We start from the raw sequence: 23,441 nt of genomic DNA on the forward strand, positions 1-23,441 counted from the left end.
CCGTTCGCTACAACTTCGTTATACGACGTGGCGCATTTGCCACATCAGCCGAACGCCGGAGCATCCGGATAGGCGTCGACGGTGTCGCCGAGCGCGGCTTCCAGCTCGCCCAGCCGATCGGCGAACGGACCCCAGGCGTCGTTGCCGGTACGGAAGATCGGCTGGCGCACCTGTTCGGAGCTTGCGGTGCGCACCGCGCGATCGGTCTCGTGCGGGGTCAGGCAGGCGGGCTCGAACGCCAGCCCGCAGGCGGCGAGCAGGCCGCGAACCTCGCTCTCGACATCGTCGACCAGCCGCTCGTGGATCACGCGGTGAACCCGGCCGGGCTGCACCGCGTCGAGATGCGCCAGCAACCGCACATAGTCGCGATAATAGCGGCCCATGTCGGCAAGCGAGTAGCTGAACGCCTGGCCGCGCGCGAAATGCTGCTTGAAGTTGGAGAAACAGCAGGCGCGGGGCTCGCGCCGGGCGTCGATGACGGTGGCGTTGGGAAGGATCAGCCGGATCAGTGCGACGTGCGCCCAATTGTTGGGGAGCTTGTCGACGAACAAGGGGCGATCGGTGCGGCGCTGGACCGCGGCACGGCGCAGATACTCCTCGCCCATCGCGCGGGCTTGGTCGGCGGTGACGGTCGACAGGCCGTGCGGGTAATTCGTCACCTGCCGCGCGATCGCGGGCAGATCGGGCAACTCGGTGGTGCCCTCGACCTGGCTGTGGCTGGCGAGGATCTGTTCGACCAGCGTCGATCCTGCGCGCGGCATTCCCAGCACGAAGATCGGGTCGGCGGCGGGGCAGCCCCAGCCGACCCTGTGAGCGAAGAAGGCGGGGGTGGCGAGCGCAACGACGTCGTCGACGAAGCGCTCGGTCTGGTCGGCGTCGTAGACGATCTTGGTTCGGCGCAATGCGTTGGCCGCGGCATAATGATCGAACGCGCGGGCAGGGTCGCGGCGATCCTCCCACGCCTTGCCGAGCGCGAAATCGAGGTGGAAACGGTCCTCGTCGGTCAGGTCGGGTCGGGCGAGCGCGGCTGCCATCGCGGCGATGTCCGCCTCGTCGAACCGCACGGTCTTGAGGTTGGCGAGGCTCCACCACGCCTCGCCGAGATCGGGCCGCAGGCCGAGCGCCTGGCGATAGGCGGCGACGCCGTCGGCCTGGCGGCCGACCGTCTTCAGCATGTGGCCGTAGCTCATCCACACCTTGGGCTGGTCGGGCGCGCGGGCGAGCACGCCTTCGTAGAGCGTGATCGCGGCCTCGAACCCGCCGAGCCGGCCTAGCGCCGCGGCCTTCAGATTGGCGTGGCCGGGATGATCGGGTTCCTCGTCGAGCAGTCGGTCGAGTTCCTCCAGTGCATCGACCGGCCGGTTCTGCCGATAGAGCACGATCGCGAGGTTCGCGCGCGCGGCGGTGAAGCCCGGCGCCAGCTCCAGCGCGCGGCGCAGCAGCGTCTCCGAGTCCTTGTATCGGCCGAGTCGCCCGGCGAGCTCGGCGAGCATCCGGATCGCGCGCGCGTCGAACGGATCGCGCTTGAGATGCCGGCGAAGCAGCGGCTCGGCGATCTCCAGCCGGTTGTCGTGCAACGCCAGCGCGGCATCGACGAGCCCGGTGGGCCAGCGCGGGATCGGGGGAGAAGATGCCATGCGCCGTGCAGAAACCATGTGGCGCGCATGCGATCAAGATGTAGCGTCGGCGCGACATGACCAGCACGACCGATCGCGCGGGGCGCGCCCCTGGCTCAAGGCCGCTCGGTTTCTGGGCGGTGCTGGCGCTCGTCGTCGGCAACATGGTCGGCTCCGGCATTTATCTGTTGCCCGCGACGCTCGCGCCGCTGGGGCCGAATGCGATGTTCGGCTGGATGGCGACGATCGCGGGCGCCCTGTGCCTCGCCTTCGTGTTCGCGCGACTGGGCGCGGCGATGCCGGTGGCGGGCGGGCCCTATGCCTTCGCGCAGGCGGCGTTCGGGCCGGCGGCCGGGTTCGCGACGGCGTGGAGCTACTGGACGTTGATCTGGGCGGGGAACGCCGCGGTGGCGGTGGCGGTGGTCAGCGCGCTCAGCCTGATCATGCCGGGGCTGGCCGGTCATGCGGCGATGGCGGCACTGGCGCTGATCTGGTTGCTGGTGTTCGTCAATATTCGCGGCGTCGCGCTGGCGGGTAAGGTTCAGCTGGTCACGACGCTGCTAAAGTTGCTGCCGCTGATCGGGGTGATCGTGCTGGCGGCATGGCTGCTCGCCGGCGGCGAGGCACGGGTAGCGGCGTCGCCGGTCCCGGTCGGCGCAGGCGCGATCGCGGGGGCGGCGGCGCTGACCTTCTGGGGGTTCTTGGGCGTCGAGTCCGCGACCGTGCCCGCAGACAAGGTGGCAGATGCCAGCCGGGTCGTCCCGCGCGCGACGCTGATCGGGACCGCGCTGGCGGGCGTAATCTATCTCGCGGTGACCGCCGCGATTACGACGCTGATGCCGACCGCGCTGGTCGCCGCTTCACCGGCGCCGGTGGCGGCGTTCCTCGGCACCACGCTGGGCGCGGGCACCGCCGCGGTCGTCGCGCTGTTCGCGGCGGTGAGTGCGTTCGGAACGCTCAACGGCTTCATCCTGATGCAGGGCGAGGTGTGCGGCGCAATGGGGCGGGGCGGGGTGTTCCCGGCGTGGTTCGGCAAGGTCGGCCGCAACGGCACTCCGGTTCGCGCGCATCTGGTGTCGGGCGCGCTCGTCACGGTCGTGACGCTGCTCAACTATGCGCGCGGGATGGGCGACCTGTTCCAGTTCATCGCGTCGGTATCGCTGGCGGCTGGGATGCTCGCCTATTTCGCCAGCGCGCTCGCTGCGTTTCGGTTGTTGCCTGGCGACCGCGTGCTGCGCGCCGTCGCCGCGATCGCCGCGGTGTTCGTCGCGTGGCTTTCCTGGGGATTGGGCGCCGAGGCGAACAAGTGGGCGCTGGCGCTGCTGCTCGCCGGCGCCCCGGTCTACCTCCTGGTCAGGCGCGGCGCAGCAACCGCCCGATGACGCTGCGATCGGCAAGGATCGCGTGCGCGGCATTGTGGCCGGGCGCGCCGGTCACGCCGCCGCCGGGATGGGTGCCCGATCCGCACATGTAGAGCCCCGCGATCGGCGCGCGGTAATCGCCATGGCCGAGCACCGGCCGCGCCGCCCATAGCTGGTCGAGCCCCATCTGCCCGTGGAAGATGTCGCCGCCGATCAGCCCGAACTTGCGTTCGAGATCGAGCGGCGAATGGATCTGCCGCGCCACGATCGATCCCTTGAAGTTGGGGGCATGCGCGGTGACGGTGTCGATGATCAGGTCGGCGACCTCCTCACGGCAATCGTCCCAGGTGCGAGGCGCGCCGTCGGGGCCCGGCGGCAGATCGGGCGCGAACTGCTGGCAGAACAGGCTGGCGATGTGCATCCCCGGCGGTGCCAGGCTGTCGTCGACCGAGGTCGGCAGCTTCATCTCGACGATCGGCTTCCGCGACCAGCCGAACTGCCGGGCGTCGTCGAACGCCTGATCCATATAGTCCATGCTGGGCGCGATGATGATCCCCGCAGTATGGTGCTCGGCCTTGTCGCGGCCGCGTAGCACGCTGAAATCGGGCAGCTCGCTCAGCGCCACGTTCATCCGGAAGGTGCCCGACCCGGTCTTGAACCCGGCGATGCGCCGGCGAAAATCGGCGGGCAGGTCGGACGCGTCGACCATCTCGCGGTACAGCATCGCGGGTCCGACATTGGCGGCGACGATCGGCGCGACGATCTCCTCGCCGCTCGACAGCCTGACGCCACTGGCCTTGCCGCCGTCGACCAGCAGCTTGTCGACCGGCGCGTCGAGGCTGATCTCGACGCCTTCGTCGAGGCACGCCGCCGCCATCGCCTGGGTGATCGCGCCCATCCCGCCGACCGAATGCCCCCAGGCGCCGAACTTGCCGTTCACCTCGCCGAAAACGTGGTGGAGCAGGACATAGGCGCTGCCCGCGGTCGACACCCCGGCATAGTTGCCGACCACCGCGTCGAACGCGAAGGCGGAGCGGACATGGTCGTTCTCGAACCAGCCGTCGAGGAAGTCGCGCGCCGATTTGGTGAAGACATCGAGCAGGTCGCGCTGCGCCTCGATTCCCATTCGCGACAGCGGCCAGCCCTGCCGCCCCGCCGCGAATAGCGCCGGCAGGCCGCTGCCGACATTCGGCGGTGCCTTCAGCGCGAGATCGCGCAGCACCTGCGCGACCTTTTCCAGCGCCGCTTCATAGGCGGGGAAGGCATCGGCATCCTTTTGCGAGAACCGCGCGAACTCGGCCTGCGTACGATCGGTGCCGCCGCCCAGCTTCAGATAGTCGTTTTCGAACGGGAAGAAGTTGGAGATCGTCCGCTCGATAATTCGGAAGCCGCGGTCGTGCAGCTTCATGTCCGCGATCACCTTGGGGCGGAGCAGGCTGACGGTGTAGCTCGCGGTGGAGTTGCGGAAGCCGGGATGGAACTCCTCGGTCACCGCGGCGCCGCCGACGACGTGGCGGCGTTCGAGGACGCGGACCTTCAGCCCGGCCCGGGCGAGATAGAAGGCGCAGACCAGCCCGTTATGGCCGCCGCCGATGACGATCGCGTCGTAGCGTGCGGTCATGCCGATGCTCCTACGGCGCGCGGCGCGCGGCTCCAGCCGGGCGGGGGCGGGCGGTGCAGCCGTGCCTCGGGGATCCGATCGCGGATCTTCGCGGCGAAGCTGCGCAGGCACACCTCGCTGCGCCCGATCGGCCCCGCGGTATAGCTGCGCGACGCCATGCCCTGCTGGACCTGCTCGATCAATTTCGTGTCCTCGGCATTGACGACGCGGTTGATCCGCCAATTGGCGTAGCGCGCGAGCTTCATTGCGCGGCGGTCGTCCGGCAGGGCATAGCTGGTCTCGCGCAGCAGCGACGTGGTCGGGGTGAGCGGCAGCCACTGCATGAAATCGATCTGATCGGCATAGATGTCGAACGCCATGTTGGGCCACAGCTTGAAATAGAGCCACAATCTCTGGTTGGCGACGGGCAGGTGATCGGCGACCGGCAGGTGCGCCTGGTAGAAGCGCTCCCAGAAATCGGTCGAAGGCCGCTCGACCAAATAGCCCGACATCTTGTCGACATAGGGCTGCGCCTCGATTGCATAGCTGCGCCCGAACAGCCGCGACAGGCCGTCGTGCGCGACTGGGATGTGGAGATTGTCGGAATAATTGTCGCCGACATTCTTCCAGTTTACCCGCCGCTCGCGCTGCCGCATCGGGGCGAGCGGGCGCATATCGTCGAACCGGTAGGGCGCGATCTCGTGATCATAGGGCGCCATCATCGCCGCCACCGACGGCCCGCCATCGTCCGTCAGCCGCACGAAGACGAAGCCGCGCCAGGTGTCGAGCTCGACGGCAATCAGCCCGGTCGCGGCCAGGTCAAGCGCGGGATAGTCGCGGCGCATCGGCACGCCGGTCAGCCGGCCATCGAGTTCGTAGGTCCACGCATGATACGGGCAGACGAGCTTGCGGGTGCAGCCCGCATCGCCCGCCACCAGCCGCATCGCGCGATGGCGGCAGACATTGTGGAACGCGCGGACCTCGCCGTCGTCGCCGCGAACCACGACGACGCTCTCGCCGAGATACTCGATCGTCCGCCAGTCGCCCGGCTGCGCGATCTCGCCCGCATGGCAGACGATCTGCCAGGAAGGGAGGATGATGCGGTCGATCTCGACCGCATGATATTCGGGATCGGTGTAGAGCCAGGCAGGCAGGCTCCAATCGGCATCGGGGTCCACGCTCGCGAGATCCAGATAGCGCTGCGCCATGACGTCCCCCGTTGCTTGTTATACGGTCGTATAATAGCGTGCGGGGATGCGCAAGTTCGAACGCGTGGAGGCCGAAGTCCGTCGTACCGGCCTGATCGAGGCGACGGCCCGCGTGCTGGCGCGCGACGGCGCGGCGGGCGCATCGGTGCGCGCGATCGCGGCGGAGGCGGGAGTGTCGCCGGGGCTGGTTACGCATCATTTCGCCAGCGTCGATGCGCTGGTGGCGCGGACCTATGCCGCGGTAGGGGAGCGGGTCGCGGCGGCGCTGACCGCAGCGGCCGAGACTGCGGGCGACGATCCGCGGGCGCGGCTGGAGGCGTATGTCGGCGCGAGCTTTGCACCGCCGATCGCGGACGCGTCGCTGCTGGCGACCTGGACCGCATTGTGGAGCCTGACCCGCAGCAACCCCGCGGTCGCGGCGGAGCATGACCGATCCTATGCTGCGTACCGCGCAGGGCTGGAGGCGCTGCTGATCGAATGCGGCGTGGCGGCGGGAGACCTGCGCCTCGCCGCGCTATCGATCGCGGCGCTGGTGGACGGGCTGTGGCTGGAGCTGTGCCTGTCGCCGACCGGCTTCACCGCCGCGGAGGCGCGCACCGTGGCGTCGCGGCATGTGGCGCATCTGCTGGGGGGGTGAAGACGCGCCACCCTCTACTCACCCTCTCCCCGATGGGAGGGGCTCAGTGCTTGGCTACTGTGCCAGGTCGGTCAGCAGCGACCGGTAATACACCACCGATGGCGCGATCGCGGCGATCGGGGTGCGTTCGTTCAGGCCGTGGCTGAAATCGTCGGATTCCTTCATGAACACCGGGCTCGCGCCGTAGCTCGGCACGTGGTGATAGCGGAACCACATCGAGTCGCTCGCGCCAGCCGCCATGCTCGGGAACACCGGCACGCCGGGGTAAGCCTTGCCCATCGCACGCTCGACCGCATTGACGAAATCGGGGCGCATCGGCGAGGCGTCGTTGGCGACCGATCCTTCGGTGACGTCGGTGAAGCCAACCGCGGGATCGGCGGCGGCGGTACGCAGCGTCTCCATCACCGCCTTCGGTGCGACACCCGGAAAGATCCGGCAGTTGATGTTGGCGGTCGCGCGCTGCGGCAGTGCGTTCTCGGCATGGCCGCCCGAGACCATCGTGGCGACGCAGGTGGTGCCGATCTGGCCGACCGTCGCGGGGTCCGCGCGCAGCGTCGCAATCGCCTGCTCGTCGGTCGGCGAGTCCGCGAAGCGCGCCATCGCCTGCGCAATCGGGCCGGTCTTGAACTTGGCGGCGGAGCGGAAATAGGCGCGGGTCAGGTCGTTGGTCTGGGCGGCGAAGTGGTAGTCACCGATCCGCACCAGCGCCGCCGACAGCTGGTTGATCGCGTTCAGCGGGCGCGGCGCCGACGAATGCCCGCCGGGGTTCGTCACGGTTAGGCGGAAATCGGCATAGGTCTTCTCCGCGCCCTGCCAGGTGAAGAATTGCGGCTTGCCGTCCTCGCCCAGCCGCCCGCCGCCGCCGTCGATGTTGAGCACCATCTCGGCGTTCTTGAACTGCTCGGCGATCAGCGCGCTGGTCTTCATTACCGTCTCTTCGTCGCCCGATAGTTCGAGCACGATGTCGCGCCGTGGCTTGAAACCCTGCCGCTTGAGGTCGACCAGCGTCGCGATCGCGATGGCGGCGTCGAGTTTCATGTCGGTTGCGCCCCGGCCGAACAGATAGCCGTTCTCCACCACCGCGGTGAACGGATCGCGGGTCCAGTCGGCGGGCTTCGCCTCGACGACGTCGATGTGGCCCGACATCAGCAGCGGCTTGGCGGCGGGATCGGTCCCGCGGAACCGCGCGACGAGATAGGCGGTGTCGTCGACCGGGGTGACGGTGACGTCGGCGGCGGCGAAGCCTCCGTCGATGAGCACCGAGCGCAGATAGGCGGCGAGCTGGGGCGTCTGGTTGCCGGGCCCGCGAACGCTGCGGTAACTAATCGCGCGCTTGGCGATGTCGAGCGCCTGCTGGTCGGGCGTGGTCGCGGGCGGGCTTGCCATCGCGGCGGACGAGGAAAGCAGCGAGCCGGCAAGCGCCGCGACGATCGATGGCTTCATGACAGCTTCTCCGCTCCGGTAAGTACCTGCGCTTACCGTCGCCGAATGCATCTGCAAAGCCGTTGGATTTTGGTCGCGCGAACGATATGATCGCGGCGTCGGGGTGAGGCGTAATCGAGTATGCGGATCAGCGATCGTGCGCCGAGGATCGCTCGCCTGATCGTGGCGTTCTCGATTGCCGTCCATAGCAGTGGTGGCGCCCAGCAAGTCGCCCCCGACGTCGCGGCAAAGGCGCCGGTCGAGCCCACCAAGGACGATGTCGTCGTGATCGGCCGGCGCGGCTCGATCCTCGGCGGGATCGATGCTGTCGCGGTCGTCGATAGCGCGATAATCGCCGCGACGGGTGCGACGACGATCGGCGAATTGCTGCGGTCGATCCGCGGCATCACCCAGTCCGCCGACGGCAGCGATCCGATCTTCCTGCTCAACGGCCAGCGGGTCTCCGGCTATCCCGACATCGGCGCGCTGCCGCCCGAGGCAATCGAGAAGGTCGAGGTGCTCCCCGAACCCGCGGCGCTGGCGTTCGGCTATCCGCCGACCCGCCGCGTGCTGAACTTCATCACCAAGCGCCGCTTCCGCCAGACCGAGGTGCGCGGCACCGCGGGAACGACGACACGCGGCGGCAGCGATCGGGGCAATCTCAATCTGGGCGTGACGCGGCTGCGCGACGACAGCCGACTGACGCTGGGGCTCGAATATCGGCGCACCGATCCGCTGCTCCAGTCAAAGCGTGCCATCGCCAATGATCCCGCGATCATCTTCGATGCGATCGGCAACGTCACCGGCACGAACGGCGGCGAGATCGATCCGGCGCTGTCGGCGCTGGCAGGCGGGCTGGTGAGCGTTGCGCCGGTGCCGTTCGCGGCCGGCGATCGCAGCAGCCTCGCCGGCTATGCGGCGAGGGCAAACCAGCCGCGTCTGTTCGATCTTGGCCCATATCGCACGCTGATCCCGGCGAACGATGCGGTGAAGGCGGAGGCGGTGTTCGCGGACCGGCTCGGCGAGACGCTCGCGGGATCGCTCAGCCTCGGCGTCGAACGGAGCCGCGACCGATCGACCCTGGGCCCTGCGGTGGCGACACTGACGGTGCCCGAGACCAATCCGGCGTCGCCCTTCTCGCGGCCGGTGCTGCTCAATCGCTATCTGACCGAGGTGCCGACGCTTGGCGCGCAGCAGACCACGACGACCCTGCGCGCAGGTGGTGTGCTGCGCGGTACGTTCGCGGGGTGGCGCTGGGACGCGACCGCCTCGCTCGAACAGAAGCGCGTCGCAGGCTACAGCGAGCGCGGCATCGATCTGACCGCTGCCAATGCGGCTATTGCCGTGGGCGCCGATCCGTTCGCGCCGTTCGACGCGGGGCTGCTGGCGACACGGCTGACCGACCGGGCGCGGCTCCGAACCCGCACCGCCGGGCTGAAGTCGGTCGCTACCAACGCGCCCGTGGATCTTCCTGCAGGCCCGGTGACGGTCACCGCGACCGTGGAGTTCGAGCGGTCGAGTGCGGTTTCCACTACCCGTGGTCCAAACCCGTTCGACCTTTCGCTTGGCCGGTCGCGTATCGAGGGCGGGGTGGCGGTCGACCTGCCATTGGCCTCGCGGCGGCAGGACGTGTTGCCGTTCATCGGCGAGCTGTCGGTCAATGCCGCCTTCAACGCGCGGCGGGTCGGCGGCTTCGGCGCACTCGACGATCATAGCATGGGCGTCGCTTGGGCGCCGTTCACCGGGCTGCAGTTCCTGGCGCAATCCCGGCACAGCGCGGCGGCGCCGGGGGTCGAGGCGCTTTCCTCGCCCGAGGTACGCGTCGCCAACATCTACGCCTTCGACTTCACCAATGCCCGGACCGAGCTGGTCACGCTGATCCAGGGCGGCAACCCCGATCTGCGCGCAGAGCGGCGTCGGGTGCGATCGCTGACCGCGACGATCAAGCCCTTTGCCAAGCGCGAGATCCGGGTCGGTGCGACCTATGAGGCGACGACGGTCCGCGATCAGACCGGCACCGTCTATGCGCTGACCCCGGAGACCGAGCCGCTGTTGCCCGAGCTGTTCACCCGCGACGCGACCGGGCGGCTGACCTCGCTGACGATCCGTCCGATCAACTTCTACCGCGAGCGGCTGCGCACCCTCAACATGACCGTGTCCGCCAACGGCGCGCTGGGTCGTCCGCCGGCAGCCGGCGCCGATGCCGGCAAGGCACCGCCGCGGCCGACCTATTATGTCGGCGCGGGGCCGAGCATCAAATTCAGCGACCGGCTGCAGCTACGGCCGGGCGCGCCCGAACTCGACCTGCTGCGCGGCGCCACGGTGACCGGCGGCGGAAATCCGCGGGCCTTCGGCTATGCCTATGGCGGCATCAGCTATCTCGGCAGCGGCGGAACGTTCGATTTCTGGTACGGCGGTGGCAGTCGCGTAAGGAACGCGGACCCGGCGGCAGATCTGGCGCTAGCGCCGATCTTCAAGCTAAATATCGGCACGTACATAAGCGTTCACCATTTCACGCCCAAGCAGGAATGGACGAGCCACCTGCAGCTGAAGGTCGACGTCAACAACGTCACCGACGCGCGGCAGTCTATCCGTGACCGGCAGGGCAACGTGCCGTATCGGTTGCAGCCTGGCTTTCTGGATCCGGTCGGGCGGGTCGTCAGCGTAACGCTGCGAAAACTTTTTTGACCGATGAGCCGTTCGTTTACCAAGCCATCTGGAACCATACGCGATTTCGTGCGATTATCATGACATGCTCGCTGACCCAAATCTCGATCGGATGATCGACGCGTTCGAGGATGGCCGCTCCGGCGGCGAGCCGGTCCGCAGTGCGATGCTCTGGTCCTCGCGCAGTGATCGGCGGGTCCTGCGGGACGCGTGGCAGGACGGCCGAAGTGTCGCCTGGAGCGACTGGCTGATGCCCGCTGCGATCGACCGCTTGCGTCCGTGAAGCAGCGGCGGGCGTGCAAACGTTGACCCGTGCCGTCGTGCTGATGTGTTTGGCCGCACCGTTCCACCGTCCTGCCGCCTAAGTCGTTGCGAGTTGTGGATTATTAACCGGTCGCACGTCACCAAGCCGTAAGCGATGTACTTGAAGCTCGAGGAGCGATGCTTTCGGTCGGCTCGACAGGGTCACCGGGACGGCATCGTAACCACGGGATCGGGTTTCGCCGATGAGGGGGGCGTTGCGAATGGTGCCGTCGATCGGCGTCATGCTTTTCCGTCCTCGCCATCGTCGGAACGACGCCAGCCAGCCGGCTGGCCGACGCATCGCCTGAGTCGCCAAGGGGGTCGGGCGAATGGTGAAGACGGATCAAGGCATGTCGCTGGACCCGCCGATGGGCGACGAGGAGCGCGGATCGTTGCGACTCGCTTCCCCCGATATCGATCGGACGATTACGGTTCGGCTCGCCGACGACCACGACGCCCGTAACGGCGCGCGGATGCTGGTCAACCGGATGTATTCCTGGCGCGGCTACGGCGACCGCCACGTCATCCCGATCGCGCCGACCCACGCGACCTTCACCGCTTCGGACGACGAACGCACCGTGGGGACGATCACATTGGCGATCGATTCGGCGGCGGGGTTGGCGGCGGACAAGATCTTCCGCGCCGAGATCGACTCGTTTCGTCGCGTGCCGGGCGCCAAGGTGTGCGAACTGACCAAGCTGGCGTTCGATGCGGAGGTGCCGTCCAAGCCGTTGCTGGCGTCGCTGTTCCACATCGTCTTCATTTACGGCCAGCGCCGGCATCGCTGCACAGACCTGTTCATCGAGGTAAACCCGCGGCACCGCCGTTTCTACGAGGCGATGCTCGGCTTCAAGGCGATCGGCGACCTCAAGACCAACGACAGCGTCGGCGCACCGTCGCAGCTGATGTGGCTGCAGGTGTCGAAGATCCGTGACCATATCGATCGACACGCGCGCCAGCCGGGTATCGTTGCGCGGTCGCTCTACCAGTTCTTCTTCTCCCCACGCGAGGAAGACGGGATCTTTGCGCGACTGGCTGGGCCGGATGCCGAGCGTTCGGCACCGCATATTCCGCACGCCGTGAACGAACCGCATCTTGGCGCCGCTTACGGCTGACGTCATCACGGAAATGTCCACAACAACCTAGACACGACAATGCCGCCGACCTTTCGATCGGCGGCATCGTTTAATCGCAATCGCTATTAGGCGTAAACGACCTTGGTCGCACGACGACGGTAGCGCATTGCGCTGCCGACCATGCCGAAGCCGACGAGCATCATCGCCCAGGTGGCGGGCTCGGGAACTGCGTTGGGGACGAATGTAATAACCCCCGCGTATGCGACGTTGCCTGTCGCGTTGCCCGCGATCCTGATGCGATTGGTGCCCGCCATAAGGCTAACGTTGTTTGCTGACGCAACACTAACACCGCCGGAATTGATGGGGAGGATAGGAACGCCGTTTATCGAAACCGCTCCGAACTCGAAGAAGTTGCCGTCGCCGCTGAAGGTGGCGATGACACCACCGCTCCCAATACCGTTCGTCAGAAGCTCGAACTGGTAGGTGTCATCGAACGGGCCACTCAAGCCATCAACGCCGATGCGTGCCGAGATGGTCCCATTGGGCTTGAACGTCACCTGGAACTGGGGCGTACCCGGCATGAAGGTCGCAGCGGTCGCAGCAGGTGCAATTGCAAACGCAGCCAGCGTGGTCGCTGCACCAAGCAAAAATTTGTTCATTCCCGATAATCCCTTACTGAAGCCCGGCAGCACCACCCGACGACTCAAGCGCTCGCTGCTACTATTTGCTTGTTAACCTTATGTTCACCATTTTTGCAAGTGCGAACAAAGCAATCATCGCCGAAATTTTTTGGGGCATCGCAAGCACCTGATTGCGATTAACTATATGCCTTAGGTATAGCCTCACCTGCGACCGATGCGGCAAGTAGATCGACCGCATGCGACAGGCCGGGCAGCACGGCGATCTCGTCCCGGGCGGCGGCGGCGGCTTGGCGAAAGCGCGGGTCGAGCAGCACCTGGGTTGTCGCTTGTCGGATCATGTCGGGGGTCAGATGATCCGGCCGTATGATCGGCAGGCCTTTCGCACTGATCCGCCAAGCCGCGGCCGGCAGGTCCGGCGCGACGCCGTTGATCAGGCAGGATTGGGCGATCACCGGCTGGTCGGCCGACAGCGGCAGCAACACCAGCGGGATGCCGTGGGTGAGCGCGTCGATCACCGTGCCGAACCCCGCATGGTTGATGCACAGGGAGACGTGAGGCAGCATCGCCGCCAATATCTCCGCCGGGATGAAGCGTTCGATGCGCACCGATGCGGGCTGCGGACCGAAGCGTGCGGGATCGACGTCGCGGCCGACCGTCAGGATCAGGTTCAGTGGCTCGTCGCGGAGGCCAGCGAGGATCGTGTCGAACACGTGCGGATATTGCGCGCTGAACACCGTGCCGAGGCTGACATAGACGATCGGCCGTGGCGGAAGATCGTGCCACCAGGCCGGCAGGGGGGCAGCCACCCCGTCGGCATCGCCGTTGCGGATGAAGTGCGTGGTCGTGCCGACCGCACCATGTTCGGGGTGCAATCGATGGTCGAGTGCCAGCAGGCGCTGCTTGGCCAACGCCCGCAATCCTACCACTCGCTGGTGCAGCGAAATGCCGTGGCCAAACGTTTTGCGGCGCACCATTTGTGTCAATTCGGGACGTAAAAGCGCGTTGGTCAATACCCAGGACGGCGGCACAAAGCATAGATCGAGATGCCGCCCGAACGCGGTAAACCCCTGATCAAGCGGCAATCCCAGCGATCGACGTAGTCGCGCGAGCGGCCTTCCCGCGACGTTCTTCAGGATCCACCGATTCCATCGGAACGAAATGCTGCAGCTCGCATAGGGCAGGTCGAGCAGCTCTGCCGCCAGCGCGCCGCCGAACTCATACGTCCCCGATACGATCACGTCGGGCCGCCACCTCGCCGCCACTTCTATCAGGTCCGGCACCATCTGCCGCGGCGAGCGATCGAGGAAGATGCGTCGCATCAGCCACTCGCCCTGATACTCCTTCGGTTCGTCTGCGACCTCGGGCAACGTCTCGAGCAAACGCGATTCGTCCCAGTCGAGCCCCGCCGGAACGAACTCCAGCCCCGCCCGCGCCACCGCCTCCGCGAAGGACGGCGCGGTGGCGACCGCGACGACGTGGCCGCCACGCCTCAGCGCATGCGCAAGCGGCACGATCGGCTGGAAATGCCCGAAACCCGGCAGCGTCGTGAGGAGGACGCGCATCCTACCAGATGCGGACACGATCCTCAGGTGCGAGGTACAGCGTCTCGCCTTGCGCGGGCTTGAAGGCACCGTACCAGGGATCGAGATTGCGGACGATGTTGCCGCGCTGCTCGTTCGGCGCATGCGGATCGGTGAGCAGCCGTTGGCGCAGTGCCGCTTCGCGGTAGTTGATCCGCCAGACCTGTGCCCAGCCGAGATAGAAGCGCTGGTCACCGGTAAAGCCACCCAGGACCGGCGCAGGCTTGCCCTTCAGCGACAGCTTGTACGCATCGTAGGAGGTGGTGAGACCCGCCAGATCCGCGATGTTCTCGCCGAGCGTCAGCGCGCCCTGGACGTGCATCCCAGGCAGCGGCTGGTAGGCGTCGTACTGCTTGACCAGCTTGTCGGTCAGCCCCTTGAAGCGTTCGATGTCCTGCGGCGTCCACCAGGTCGTCAGCTTGCCGGTCAGGTCGTATTTTGACCCCTGATCGTCGAAATGATGGCTGATCTCGTGCCCGATCACCGCGCCGATGCCGCCGTAATTGACCGCGGCATCGGCCTTCGGATCGAAGAAGGGCGGCTGGAGGATCGCGGCCGGAAAGACGATCTCGTTCATCGTCGGATTGGCGTAGGCGTTGATCTCCATCGGGGTCATGCCCCATTCGCCGCGATCGATCGGCTTCCCGAGCTTGTTGAGCCCGCGCTGGAACTCGAAAGCCTCTGCGCGCTGGACGTTGCCGAGCAGGTCGTCGCGCTTCACCACTAGCGTCGAATAATCGCGCCACGTGTCCGGGTAGCCGATCTTGGGGGTGAAGGCGGCGAGCTTGGCGCGCGCCTTCACGCGGGTGGCGGGATCCATCCAGGCGAGGTTCTGCAGTCGGGTGTCGAGCGCGGCGATGACGTTCTTGACGAGATCCAGCGCCGCGGCCTTGGTCTCGGGGGTGAACCACTTGGCGACGTACTGCTTGCCGAGTTCCTCGCCGAGCGAGTTCTTCACCAGCGTCACGCCACGCTTCCAGCGCTCGCGGTTCTGCGGAGTGCCCGACAGCGTCGTCTGGTTGAACGCGAACGATGCGTCGACGAACGGCTGCGACAGATAGGGTGCCGAGGCGTTGATCGCGCGGACCATCATGTAGTCCTTCAGTACCGGCAGCGGGGCGGCGGCGATCGCCTTGGCCGTTCCGGTGAAGGCGGAGGGCTGCGCGACCAGAAAGCTGCCCTGGTTCGAAATGCCCGCCGCGCCGAGGAAGGCGGTCCAGTCGAAGCCGGGAGCCTGCGTATCGAAGTCGGCGCGCGCCAGCTTGTTGTAGGTCTTGTCGCTGTCGCGCGAGTCGACACGGGTCCAGTGCGCCTGCGCGATCGAGGTCTCGAACGCGATGATCGCGGCGGCGCGCGCATCTGCATTGGTCTCACCAACCAGCGTCAGCAGCTTGGCGAGATACGCCGCATAGGCGGTCTTCGCCTCGACCAGCTTGGCGTCGGTCTTCAGGTAATAATCGCGATCGGGCATGCCGAGGCCCGACTGCGACATGGCGACGATATAGGTGTCGGGCGCCTTGTCGTCCTGGTTGACGGAGACCGCGAACGGCGATGCCACGCCCTGGCGCAGCAGTTTGCCCATCGCCGCCGCGGCCTGCTTCTTGTCCTTCACCGCCTTGATCTCGGTGAGTGTCGGCTGGAGCGGGGCGGCGCCCTTGGCGGCGACTGCGGCCTCGTCGGTGAAGCTTGCGTAGAAGTCGCCGATCTTGGAGCCCGGCCGCTTGGCCTCGGCATCGAGGATCTCGCGGCTGCGATTGGTCGACAGATCGTCGAGCAGGGTGAACATGCCGTAGGTCGACCGATCGGCGGGGATCGGCGTCGCCTTCGCCCAGCTGCCGTTCGCGAAAGCGTAGAAGTTGCTGCCCGGCTGGACGCTCCGGTCCATGCCCGCTTCGTCGAAGCCGAAGCTGCCGATCTCCGGCCCGTTGCCGCGCGGGGCGGGAGCAGGCGTGGCGGCTGGGGTAGGGGCGGTCTGCGCCACGAGGGTGGAGGCGGAGGCCAGCGCAGTGCCGGCGGCAAGGACTAAGATCGTGCGACGCATACGGAAAAGCCTCATGTAAGTCGTAACAAGGCTTACCATCGCGCGCTGGGCGATCAATCCCCGTGGAGGCAATTGGGTGCCGAGCCAGTCCATCGCTCAGAGCCTTGTTCCGGAGCCACGGTCACGCAAGATCAGCGGCTTATGCCCGTGCGGAACAGTGGATCCCGGAACGAGCCCAGGATGACGGAGCGAATTTTGCAAAAAACACCCGCGACGAGGGGTGGCTCGTCGCGGGCGAAGGTCCTTCGGGGGTACGTCAGGACTTGATGCGGACGACCAGGCCGACGCGGCGGTCGTACAGATTGTTGAAGCGCGGGCGGATGAGTTCACCGAAATAGGTGTGGTTCACCGACTTGGTGATGTTCGATGCATCGACCGAGATGTCGAAATGATCGTTCACCAAATAGCCGATCGAGGCGTCGAGCTGATCGAACGGCTGGACGTAGATGGGCAAGGCGCCCGATCCCGGCCCCGAGGTGGATTCAACATAATCGGACCGGTAACTATACGCGACGCGGGCCCGGAAGCCGGCCTTTTCGTAGAAGCCTACGATGTTGTAGCTGTTCTTGGACAGACCTTGCAGCGGGACGCTCTGTCCTGCGATCGGGCCGGGCGCGCTCGACTGGACATAGGTGTAGTTCGCCTGAAGGCCGAAGCCGTCGAACGGCTTGGGCAGGAAGTCGAGGAAGGTCTGGGTGCCGACCTCGAACCCCTTGATCGTGCCGTTGTTGCCGTTTTGCGGCCGGCGGATCAACGCAGTGGTATAGCCGGGATAGTCGGGCAGGCTGACCGGCTCGTCGGTCGACACCGTCTGGATGAATCCGTCGACCTTCTTCAGGAAGCCCGACAGATACATGTAGCCGCTGCGCGAGAAGTAATATTCGAGCGATGCGTCGTACGACGTCGATTTGAGCGGCCGCAGGTCGGGATTGCCCGAATTGCCGACCAGGCTCGATCCGGCATTGGCGAACGAGATGCCGAGGGTCGGGGACAGATCGCTGAAGTTCGGCCGGGTGATCTGCTTGGCCGCGGCGAGGCGCAGGAACAGCTTGTCGCTGAACTTGGTGCGGACGTTCACGCTCGGCAGCAGGTTGTTGTATTCGCTGTCGCGATCGATCGGCAGCGTCGTACCGTTGGGCTGAGTCAGGGTGCCGACGATCGACAGCTCGGTATGGACGTAGCGGAGGCCGGCATTGCCATCGATGCCCGCAAGGATCCCCGGCAGCTCGAAATTGACCTGTCCGAAGCCGGCATAGGTCTTCTCGTCCAGGGCGTAGCGGTTGACCGGATTGAAGGTCGGGTAACAGATCGTGTCGCGAAAGGCGGCGCAGATCGCGGCGATGTCGCGGACCTGGTCGAGATCGGGCGACAGGATCACGCCGATCGGGTTAGGGACATCGGTATCGCGGAAGAAATCGGCGCCATAGGGGCTCGGCTTGAGGATGCCGGGCAGTAGCGAGATCGGCTGGGGCGAAGGGAGGAGCGGCGCGCCGCCGAGATGCGATCGGGACCCCTGGTTGCGCTCGACGCTGCGCTCCGCGAACCGGCCGCCGAGCGACAGCGACGTGATCGGCGCATCGTCGAACCGGTAGATCGCGTCCAGCCGCGCAGACTTGCCCGCGCCACCCGCCTTCTCGATCGAATTGCTCGCATCGAGGAAGGAATAGAGGTTGGGATTGGCGAAGTCGGCGCCGCTCAAGTCTAGTGTGACGTTGTTCTTCGTCGCGGTGTCGAAGAACAGGTTGATGCCGGTGGCTTGCGCCGCCGTCGTGCCGGTTCGAATGCCCCCGCTTTCGTCCGTGCGCGACGATTTGGTGTAGGACAGGTCGAGCACGACATCGAGATTGGCGGTCGGCTTCCAGGTGCCGCCGGTCGCGATCTGCCAGGTATAGGCGTCGCGATCGAAATAATTGTTGTTGGCGGTGAACTGCACGTCGCGGTACGTGCCCGATTTCACGACGTTGGTGCCTTCGTAGAAGGTGAACGGCGCACCGGGCAGCGCGAAGCGGTTGCCGCGATTGGCATAGGCGAGGCCCGATGCCTGGCGGTAGCTATAGTCGTTATACGTGCCTTCGACGAACAGCTCGAGCGTCGATGCGGGGCGCCATTGCAGCATGCCGTTCACCGCGACACGCCGGCGTTCGGTGATCTCGACGGAATCGCCGCCGCCGTCCGGAGTGATGACGAGGTCGCCCGGATCCAGCAGCTTGCCGTTGACGATCCCGTTGGCAGGCCCGTTGGTGCCGACGAACACCCCGTTCTTGTTGAAGTCGACGATGTTGTAGCGATTGGAAAAGGGCTCCGACCCGTTCTGGTCGAAGCGGCCGGCGGATTCGATTACCGCGGCGCCGAGCAGGACGCCGATCTCGCCCATGCCGGTGTCGAACCGGTTCGAGATCAGCGCGGAGACCTGCGGCTTGGTTTCGTCGGCCATGTCGTAATAGTTGAGTCGGCCGCTGATCGACGCCTGAAAGCCGGGAAAGTCGAACGGCTTGCGGGTCTTCAGGTTGACGATGCCGCCGAGACCGCCTTCGATCAGGGTGGCCGAGAGATTCTTGTAGACGTCGATGCCGGCAAGAATCTCGGCGGGGACATTCTCCAGGCTGAGATCGCGGCCTGCGTCGGAGAACACCTCGCGGCCGTTCACCAGCGTCTTGACCTGCGACAGGCCGCGGATCGCGATGCCGCTGCCCTCGCCGTGGTTGCGCGTAATCTGGACGCCGGGGACGCGTTGCAGCGCTTCCGACAGATTGTTGTCGGGGAGCTTGCCGATGTCCTCGGCGACGATCGAATCGACGATTTCGGCGGCGTTCTTCTTGATGTTCTGCGCGTTCTGCAGGCTCTGGCGGAACCCGGTGACGACGATATCGCCGCTGGCCGCATCCACCACCTGCGGATTGGCCGTGGTCGCGCCCGGCAGGTCGGCGCCTGTGGCAGGCGACTGATCGGGCGCGGTGGTCTGCGCCGAGGCGGGCGCGGCGGTGGTCATGCAGACGGTGAGGCTCGTGGTCGCGAGCAAGCCGAGCGTGCGGATGCGAAGCTTCATCATTCTCTCCCTTTTTGGCCGGTTCGCTGCCTCGCTGCCATCGCTGGCACCATTTGGGCGCATGACCGGCTCTCAACCGTTGTTCCACCGCTCATCGACGGCTTGATCGACGTTCCAGCAGATCGCCAAATTCGAGTCAAACGATTGTTGCCACCGCTGGCACAAAACTCACCCCAGCGGTCGATCGGGTGGCAGCCGGATAGGATGCCTACGGGTTTACGGTAACTGTGCGGCTATTCGGCGGGTGCGCGCGCCACAGAGTCCCGCTCGATCAGGTGCAGGTCGAAGCGTTCGTCCTCGATCACCGCGTTGCCGCGGTTGATCATCGCCAGCAACCGCTGGGTCGCGCTGCGCGCCATCTCCGCGAGCGGGCGGCGGATGGTGCTGAGCGCGGGGATCATCATCGCCGCGATGTCGCTGTCGTCGAAGCCGACTACCGAGACGCCCGCCGGCACCGCGACGCTGGCGATGTTGGCGGCCTTCATCACCCCCGCCGCCATGTTGTCGTTGCTCGCGAAGATCGCGGTCGGCGGTGCTGGCAGAGCGAGCAATTGTCGGCCGGCTTCCAGCCCCGAGGCGAAGCCGTAATCGCCTTCGCGGACATAATCGTCGGGCAGTGCGATGCCGTGGCGTTCCAATGCCTCGCGAAAGCCGACCAGCCGTTCGGCGGCGGAGCGAAAGCGCTTGGGGCCGGTGACGATCCCGATCCGGCGATGACCGAGCCCGACCAGATGATCCGCCAGCGCCGCGGCGGCACCGCGTTCGTCGCTCACCAGCATCACCGGGTGCGCGGGGACGCGAACCGACGCCATCGCCACCGCTGGCAGTTGCAGGTCGCGCAGCGCAAGTGCCAGCCCCTCGAGCTCCGACAACGGCGGCAGCAGGATGATGCCGTCGACGCGTGAACGTTGCGCGAAATCCTGAACGTTGCGGATCACGTCGGGGTCGTCGTAGCCCGTGGGATGGACGACGAGTTCATAGCCCTGTTGCGAGCACATTTCGACGATCCCGCGCTGGAAGACGCCGATGACGTGCGCGTTGGGATCGTCCTGGACGACGCCGATCAGGAAGGAGCGGCCCGCCGCAAGCCCGCGCGCGCGGCTGTTCGGGCGGAAGCCGAGCCGGTCGATATGCGCCTGGATCTCGCGACGCGTATCCTTGCCGACCTTGGGCGAGCCGTTGAGCACCCGCGACACGGTGCGGATCGAGACGCCCGCGGCGGCCGCGACATCGGTGATCGTGACCGATGCGCCGCTGGGCGTGAAGCGATCGCTGTCTGGCTCTTGGTCGATCATCTCGGTCCTTTGGCTTGTCGCCGATCCTAGGCGACCGGCGGGCGATCCGTCGAGGGCGCGGGCGTTATGGCTTGGGCGGGGTGACCGGATAGTCGGCGCCGACGATCGCGGGAGGCGGCGAATAGTGCCAGGTCACCGCGTCGCGGGTGACGGTGCCGCCCTGCGTCGCGCTCGCTTCGATCCGGTTGTCGCCCGGGGGGAGCGTGACGCCGCGCCAGCGCGCGATATGATCGTCGAGCGGCTGCGTGCCGATCGCGACGCCGTTCACGCTCAGTGTCACCGGGCCACCATTGCCGTAGACCTTCACCTCGGTGACCGGATCGATGCGGTCAGTGTGGCGGCGGCTGGTGATGTAGAGCATCGGGCGGTCCGACCAATTCGCCTGATACCAATAGAATGCGTCCTTGCGGATTGCGCGGTCGTAGGTGACCAGCCCCTTGTCGTTGATGCCATCGCGATCGCCCTCGGCCCGCCCGTCGGAGGCTAGATCGAAGCCGACCCAGACGAAGGTGCCGAACAGCCCCGCCCGGTCGCGCAGCGCCCGCCAATTGGTCTCGTGGTAGAGCGCCTGATATTGTTCGGGATGCCAGCCGCCGTCGGTAATGGGCGAGGGTGGCGATTGCTGCTGGTGACGGATGCTGGCGCCGGCGCCATATTCGCTGACCGCATAGGGGCGGTGCGGATGCGCGGCGCGGAAGCCGTCAGCCCAGGACGCCATCGTCGCGCCGGACTGATCCTTGTACCAGCCGAAATAGCGGTTGAAGCCGGTGAGGTCGCTGACCCGCGCCTTGGCGACATCGTCGCCCTGGCAGCAATGCGCGTAGACGGTCGGGCGGCTCGTGTCCTCGGCCTTGGCCGCGGCTTGCGCGACCTTCAGCAACTCGGGCACCTCGGGGCCTTCGCCATAGACCTCGTTGCCGATGCCCCAGAGGATCACCGAGGGGTGATTGACGTTCTGGCGGATCAGCTCGCGCATCTGCTGGACGACGTCGGCGGCGAACGGCTTGCCCGCGTCGATACGGCTGTTGATCCCGATCTCGGTCCAGACCGGCAGGCCGAGGCGGTCGGCGGCATCGTACGACGCTTGCGGGTGCTGGAAATGGACCAGCCGCAGCCCGGTGACGCCGAGATCGACAAGCGTGTCGAAATCGGCAGCTACTTCGGCATCGGTGACCGCCAGCCCCCGCCCCGGGCGACCGGGGTTGAACAGGTTGACGCCGTGGAGCGAGTAGGGCGTGCCGTTAAGCACGAAGCCCTTGTCGCCGTCGAACGCGATCGTACGCAGGCCGAGCGGCACCTCGACCCGGTCGATCGCGCTGCCGTCCGTGGCGAGGATCTCGGTCGCGACGCGGTAGAGATAGGGGTCCTTGCGGCCGTTCCAGCGATGCGGATCGGGGATCGCGAGCGCGACGTCGACCGGCAACACCGTGCGCGGGGCGACGTCAACCCGCCGCGTCGCGGTGGCGACCGTCCGGCCGCTCGCGTCGACAACGGTGGTGCGCACGCCGAGCTTGCGCCTGGTCGCGCCGTCGTTCGCGGCCCGGACGGCGACCCGGATCGCGGCGCTGGCGGGCGTGATCGCGCCCTGCTTCACCGCCACCCCCGGCCCGCCATAATCGAGCAGGTCGACATGCGCATCCGCGCTCTCGACGAGGAAGACGCGGCGGTAGAGCCCGCCGAACACGGTGAAGTCGCCGCCCAGCGGCGTGATCTCCGGGCGCTGGGTGTTGTCGACGCGCACCGCGACGACGTTGCGGCCTGGCACCAGCACGTCGGTGATATCGAAGCGGAACGCGGCGTGACCACCCTCGTGCCGGCCGACATGGCGACCGTTGACCCACAGGTCGGCCGCCAGCGCGGCACCGTCGAACTGGAGGAAGCGCCGCCGTCCGTCGGCGGGCCGGGCGACATCGAAGCTGCGCCGATACCAGCCCGGCCCGCGATAATAGCCGCCGCCATCGTCGCCGTCCGCGCCGTTGTAGGTATGCGGCAGCGTGACCTCTGACCATTTCGCGTCTTCGAAGTCGGGACGGAGCGCGTCGTAGACGTCGCCGCGTTCGAACCGCCAACCGGCGTCGAGCGCGACTGTCCGCCGCCCCGCGGCGACCTCGGCGGTCACCGGCTGCGCGATCACCGCCGCGCTCGGCATCATCGGCAGTAGCAAGGCGCACCCGCTGACCAGCCATCGAAGCGTCATGCCCGCATCCCCTTCATCGAGCGGGCATCGACTGTGCCAGCGTTGGACACAGCTACCACTTTTCGGCTTTGGCATGCAATGGGTGCCAGCGAACAAGTGGATCGTCCGACGCATGCCCAAGCTACCCTCGCGGCTCCGCCGCCTCGACGAGATCCTCGGCGACTTGCCGGTCGACGAACCGATGCTGCTGTCGGAGCTGGACGGCTATCTCACCGCGGTGGCGCTTTGTCCCACCGCGATCGCGCCAGCTGAGTGGATGCCGGGCATCTGGGGCGGGATCGCGCACGAACCGGTGCCGTTCGACGATCCGATCGACGCGGCGCTGTTCGCGGAAATGGTCCTGGCGCGCTTGGCCGAGATCGGGCGCGATCTGGCGCGCGACAAGCCGAAGCCGCTGTTCGACATCGACGAGAACCGCGAAGCCGTCTGGGAGGAGTGGATCTGGGGCTTCGCCGCGGCCGCCGACCGCTTCCTGTCGAGCGTCGACGATGCCGGGCCGGCGGAGAACACAGCGCTGGACCACCTGTTCGTGCTTGCCGACATCGCCGCCGAGCGATCGGATCTGATGAGCATCGAGATCAACGCGTTGAGCGACGCGGCCCCGACCGCCATCGTGGAGCACCTGCGGGTCCTCGCGCCGCAACGTGCGATCGTCGTCGCTGCGTCGGAGCCCGTGACGAAGGCCGGGCGCAACGATCCCTGTCGGTGCGGGTCGGGCAAGAAGCACAAGAAATGCTGTGGCGTTGCCTGA

Annotated in this window: 17 protein-coding genes; 6 read left to right on the forward strand and 11 right to left on the reverse strand. The window is 66.8% G+C overall.

The window, feature by feature from the left end; translation table 11 throughout:
* Positions 1 to 44 precede the first annotated feature (44 nt).
* Complete coding sequence (locus ACT009_RS01965; protein WP_445192726.1) at positions 45 to 1,637, reverse strand: sulfotransferase; 1,593 nt, start codon at positions 1,635 to 1,637, stop codon at positions 45 to 47.
* A 56-nt stretch (positions 1,638 to 1,693) separates the two neighbouring features.
* On the opposite strand from ACT009_RS01965, the gene ACT009_RS01970 reads away from it, so the two are divergent.
* Positions 1,694 to 2,998 carry an amino acid permease gene (locus ACT009_RS01970; RefSeq protein ID WP_445192727.1) on the forward strand — a complete coding sequence of 435 codons (1,305 nt, stop codon included), beginning with the start codon at positions 1,694 to 1,696 and terminating at the stop codon, positions 2,996 to 2,998.
* Here ACT009_RS01970 and ACT009_RS01975 read toward each other — a convergent pair.
* Entirely contained in the window at positions 2,970 to 4,598 is a 1,629-nt protein-coding gene (locus ACT009_RS01975; protein ID WP_445192728.1) for a phytoene desaturase family protein, read from the reverse strand. The genes ACT009_RS01970 and ACT009_RS01975 overlap by 29 nt on opposite strands.
* Positions 4,595 to 5,785, reverse strand: coding sequence for an aromatic ring-hydroxylating oxygenase subunit alpha (locus tag ACT009_RS01980; RefSeq protein ID WP_445192729.1), 1,191 nt, complete (start codon positions 5,783 to 5,785; stop codon positions 4,595 to 4,597). The genes ACT009_RS01975 and ACT009_RS01980 overlap by 4 nt, the downstream gene beginning before the upstream one ends.
* Positions 5,786 to 5,831: 46 nt before the next feature.
* On the opposite strand from ACT009_RS01980, the gene ACT009_RS01985 reads away from it, so the two are divergent.
* Complete coding sequence (locus ACT009_RS01985) at positions 5,832 to 6,422, forward strand: TetR/AcrR family transcriptional regulator (RefSeq protein ID WP_445192730.1); 591 nt, start codon at positions 5,832 to 5,834, stop codon at positions 6,420 to 6,422.
* A 54-nt stretch (positions 6,423 to 6,476) separates the two neighbouring features.
* Here the strand turns inward: ACT009_RS01985 and ACT009_RS01990 are convergent, their stop codons facing one another.
* Positions 6,477 to 7,865 (reverse strand): M20/M25/M40 family metallo-hydrolase, encoded by a 1,389-nt coding sequence (locus tag ACT009_RS01990; protein ID WP_445192731.1) that lies wholly within the window; start codon positions 7,863 to 7,865, stop codon positions 6,477 to 6,479.
* Positions 7,866 to 8,027: 162 nt separating this feature from the next.
* Between ACT009_RS01990 and ACT009_RS01995 the strand changes: the two genes are divergently transcribed.
* Both ACT009_RS01995 and ACT009_RS02000 read left to right on the forward strand, forming a co-directional pair.
* Positions 8,028 to 10,532 (forward strand): hypothetical protein, encoded by a 2,505-nt coding sequence (locus ACT009_RS01995; protein WP_445192732.1) that lies wholly within the window; start codon positions 8,028 to 8,030, stop codon positions 10,530 to 10,532.
* A gap of 64 nt (positions 10,533 to 10,596) precedes the next feature.
* Positions 10,597 to 10,794: a hypothetical protein gene (locus ACT009_RS02000; RefSeq protein WP_445192733.1), complete on the forward strand. Its 198-nt coding sequence runs from the start codon at positions 10,597 to 10,599 to the stop codon at positions 10,792 to 10,794.
* 78 nt (positions 10,795 to 10,872) lie between these two features.
* Here ACT009_RS02000 and ACT009_RS02005 read toward each other — a convergent pair whose 3' ends face one another.
* Complete coding sequence (locus tag ACT009_RS02005) at positions 10,873 to 11,058, reverse strand: hypothetical protein (protein WP_445192734.1); 186 nt, start codon at positions 11,056 to 11,058, stop codon at positions 10,873 to 10,875.
* 106 nt (positions 11,059 to 11,164) lie between these two features.
* Between ACT009_RS02005 and ACT009_RS02010 the strand changes: the two genes are divergently transcribed.
* Entirely contained in the window at positions 11,165 to 11,929 is a 765-nt protein-coding gene (locus ACT009_RS02010) for an N-acyl amino acid synthase FeeM domain-containing protein (protein ID WP_445192735.1), read from the forward strand.
* Positions 11,930 to 12,015: 86 nt separating this feature from the next.
* On the opposite strand, the gene ACT009_RS02015 is transcribed toward ACT009_RS02010, so the two are convergent.
* From ACT009_RS02015 to ACT009_RS02040, 6 genes are all read right to left on the reverse strand, one after another.
* A complete protein-coding gene (locus ACT009_RS02015; RefSeq protein ID WP_445192736.1) occupies positions 12,016 to 12,549 on the reverse strand; it encodes an FxDxF family PEP-CTERM protein in 534 nt (177 codons plus the stop codon).
* A gap of 158 nt (positions 12,550 to 12,707) precedes the next feature.
* Positions 12,708 to 14,093, reverse strand: a complete 1,386-nt coding sequence (locus ACT009_RS02020; protein ID WP_445192737.1) for a glycosyltransferase — start codon at positions 14,091 to 14,093, stop codon at positions 12,708 to 12,710.
* A 1-nt stretch (position 14,094) separates the two neighbouring features.
* The gene (locus tag ACT009_RS02025) at positions 14,095 to 16,152 is read right to left on the reverse strand and encodes a M13 family metallopeptidase (RefSeq protein WP_445192738.1); all 2,058 of its coding nucleotides are present in this window, start codon (positions 16,150 to 16,152) and stop codon (positions 14,095 to 14,097) included.
* 256 nt (positions 16,153 to 16,408) lie between these two features.
* Positions 16,409 to 19,198, reverse strand: coding sequence for a TonB-dependent receptor (locus ACT009_RS02030; RefSeq protein ID WP_445192739.1), 2,790 nt, complete (start codon positions 19,196 to 19,198; stop codon positions 16,409 to 16,411).
* Between the two features lie 233 nt (positions 19,199 to 19,431).
* A complete protein-coding gene (locus tag ACT009_RS02035) occupies positions 19,432 to 20,493 on the reverse strand; it encodes a LacI family DNA-binding transcriptional regulator (RefSeq protein WP_445192740.1) in 1,062 nt (353 codons plus the stop codon).
* Positions 20,494 to 20,557: 64 nt separating this feature from the next.
* Complete coding sequence (locus ACT009_RS02040) at positions 20,558 to 22,690, reverse strand: glycoside hydrolase family 2 protein (protein WP_445192741.1); 2,133 nt, start codon at positions 22,688 to 22,690, stop codon at positions 20,558 to 20,560.
* A 112-nt stretch (positions 22,691 to 22,802) separates the two neighbouring features.
* Here ACT009_RS02040 and ACT009_RS02045 point away from each other — a divergent pair, with 112 nt between their 5' ends.
* Positions 22,803 to 23,441: a UPF0149 family protein gene (locus tag ACT009_RS02045; protein WP_445192742.1), complete on the forward strand. Its 639-nt coding sequence runs from the start codon at positions 22,803 to 22,805 to the stop codon at positions 23,439 to 23,441.

It is taken from the genome of Sphingomonas sp. Tas61C01 (genome assembly GCF_052567495.1).

Bases quoted from the DNA above. Each gene is read 5' to 3' on its own strand.
- ACT009_RS02030 (WP_445192739.1), bottom strand. From the start codon at position 19,198: ATGAAGCTTCGCATCCGCACGCTCGGCTTGCTCGCGACCACGAGCCTC.
- ACT009_RS02025 (WP_445192738.1), bottom strand. From the start codon at position 16,152: ATGCGTCGCACGATCTTAGTCCTTGCCGCCGGCACTGCGCTGGCCTCC.
- ACT009_RS01990 (WP_445192731.1), bottom strand. From the start codon at position 7,865: ATGAAGCCATCGATCGTCGCGGCGCTTGCCGGCTCGCTGCTTTCCTCG.
- ACT009_RS02010 (WP_445192735.1), top strand. From the start codon at position 11,165: ATGTCGCTGGACCCGCCGATGGGCGACGAGGAGCGCGGATCGTTGCGA.
- ACT009_RS01965 (WP_445192726.1), bottom strand. From the start codon at position 1,637: ATGGCATCTTCTCCCCCGATCCCGCGCTGGCCCACCGGGCTCGTCGAT.
- ACT009_RS02045 (WP_445192742.1), top strand. From the start codon at position 22,803: ATGCCCAAGCTACCCTCGCGGCTCCGCCGCCTCGACGAGATCCTCGGC.
- ACT009_RS02015 (WP_445192736.1), bottom strand. From the start codon at position 12,549: ATGAACAAATTTTTGCTTGGTGCAGCGACCACGCTGGCTGCGTTTGCA.
- ACT009_RS02020 (WP_445192737.1), bottom strand. From the start codon at position 14,093: ATGCGCGTCCTCCTCACGACGCTGCCGGGTTTCGGGCATTTCCAGCCG.
- ACT009_RS02035 (WP_445192740.1), bottom strand. From the start codon at position 20,493: ATGATCGACCAAGAGCCAGACAGCGATCGCTTCACGCCCAGCGGCGCA.
- ACT009_RS01970 (WP_445192727.1), top strand. From the start codon at position 1,694: ATGACCAGCACGACCGATCGCGCGGGGCGCGCCCCTGGCTCAAGGCCG.
- ACT009_RS02040 (WP_445192741.1), bottom strand. From the start codon at position 22,690: ATGACGCTTCGATGGCTGGTCAGCGGGTGCGCCTTGCTACTGCCGATG.
- ACT009_RS02005 (WP_445192734.1), bottom strand. From the start codon at position 11,058: ATGACGCCGATCGACGGCACCATTCGCAACGCCCCCCTCATCGGCGAA.
- ACT009_RS01980 (WP_445192729.1), bottom strand. From the start codon at position 5,785: ATGGCGCAGCGCTATCTGGATCTCGCGAGCGTGGACCCCGATGCCGAT.
- ACT009_RS02000 (WP_445192733.1), top strand. From the start codon at position 10,597: ATGCTCGCTGACCCAAATCTCGATCGGATGATCGACGCGTTCGAGGAT.
- ACT009_RS01985 (WP_445192730.1), top strand. From the start codon at position 5,832: ATGCGCAAGTTCGAACGCGTGGAGGCCGAAGTCCGTCGTACCGGCCTG.
- ACT009_RS01975 (WP_445192728.1), bottom strand. From the start codon at position 4,598: ATGACCGCACGCTACGACGCGATCGTCATCGGCGGCGGCCATAACGGG.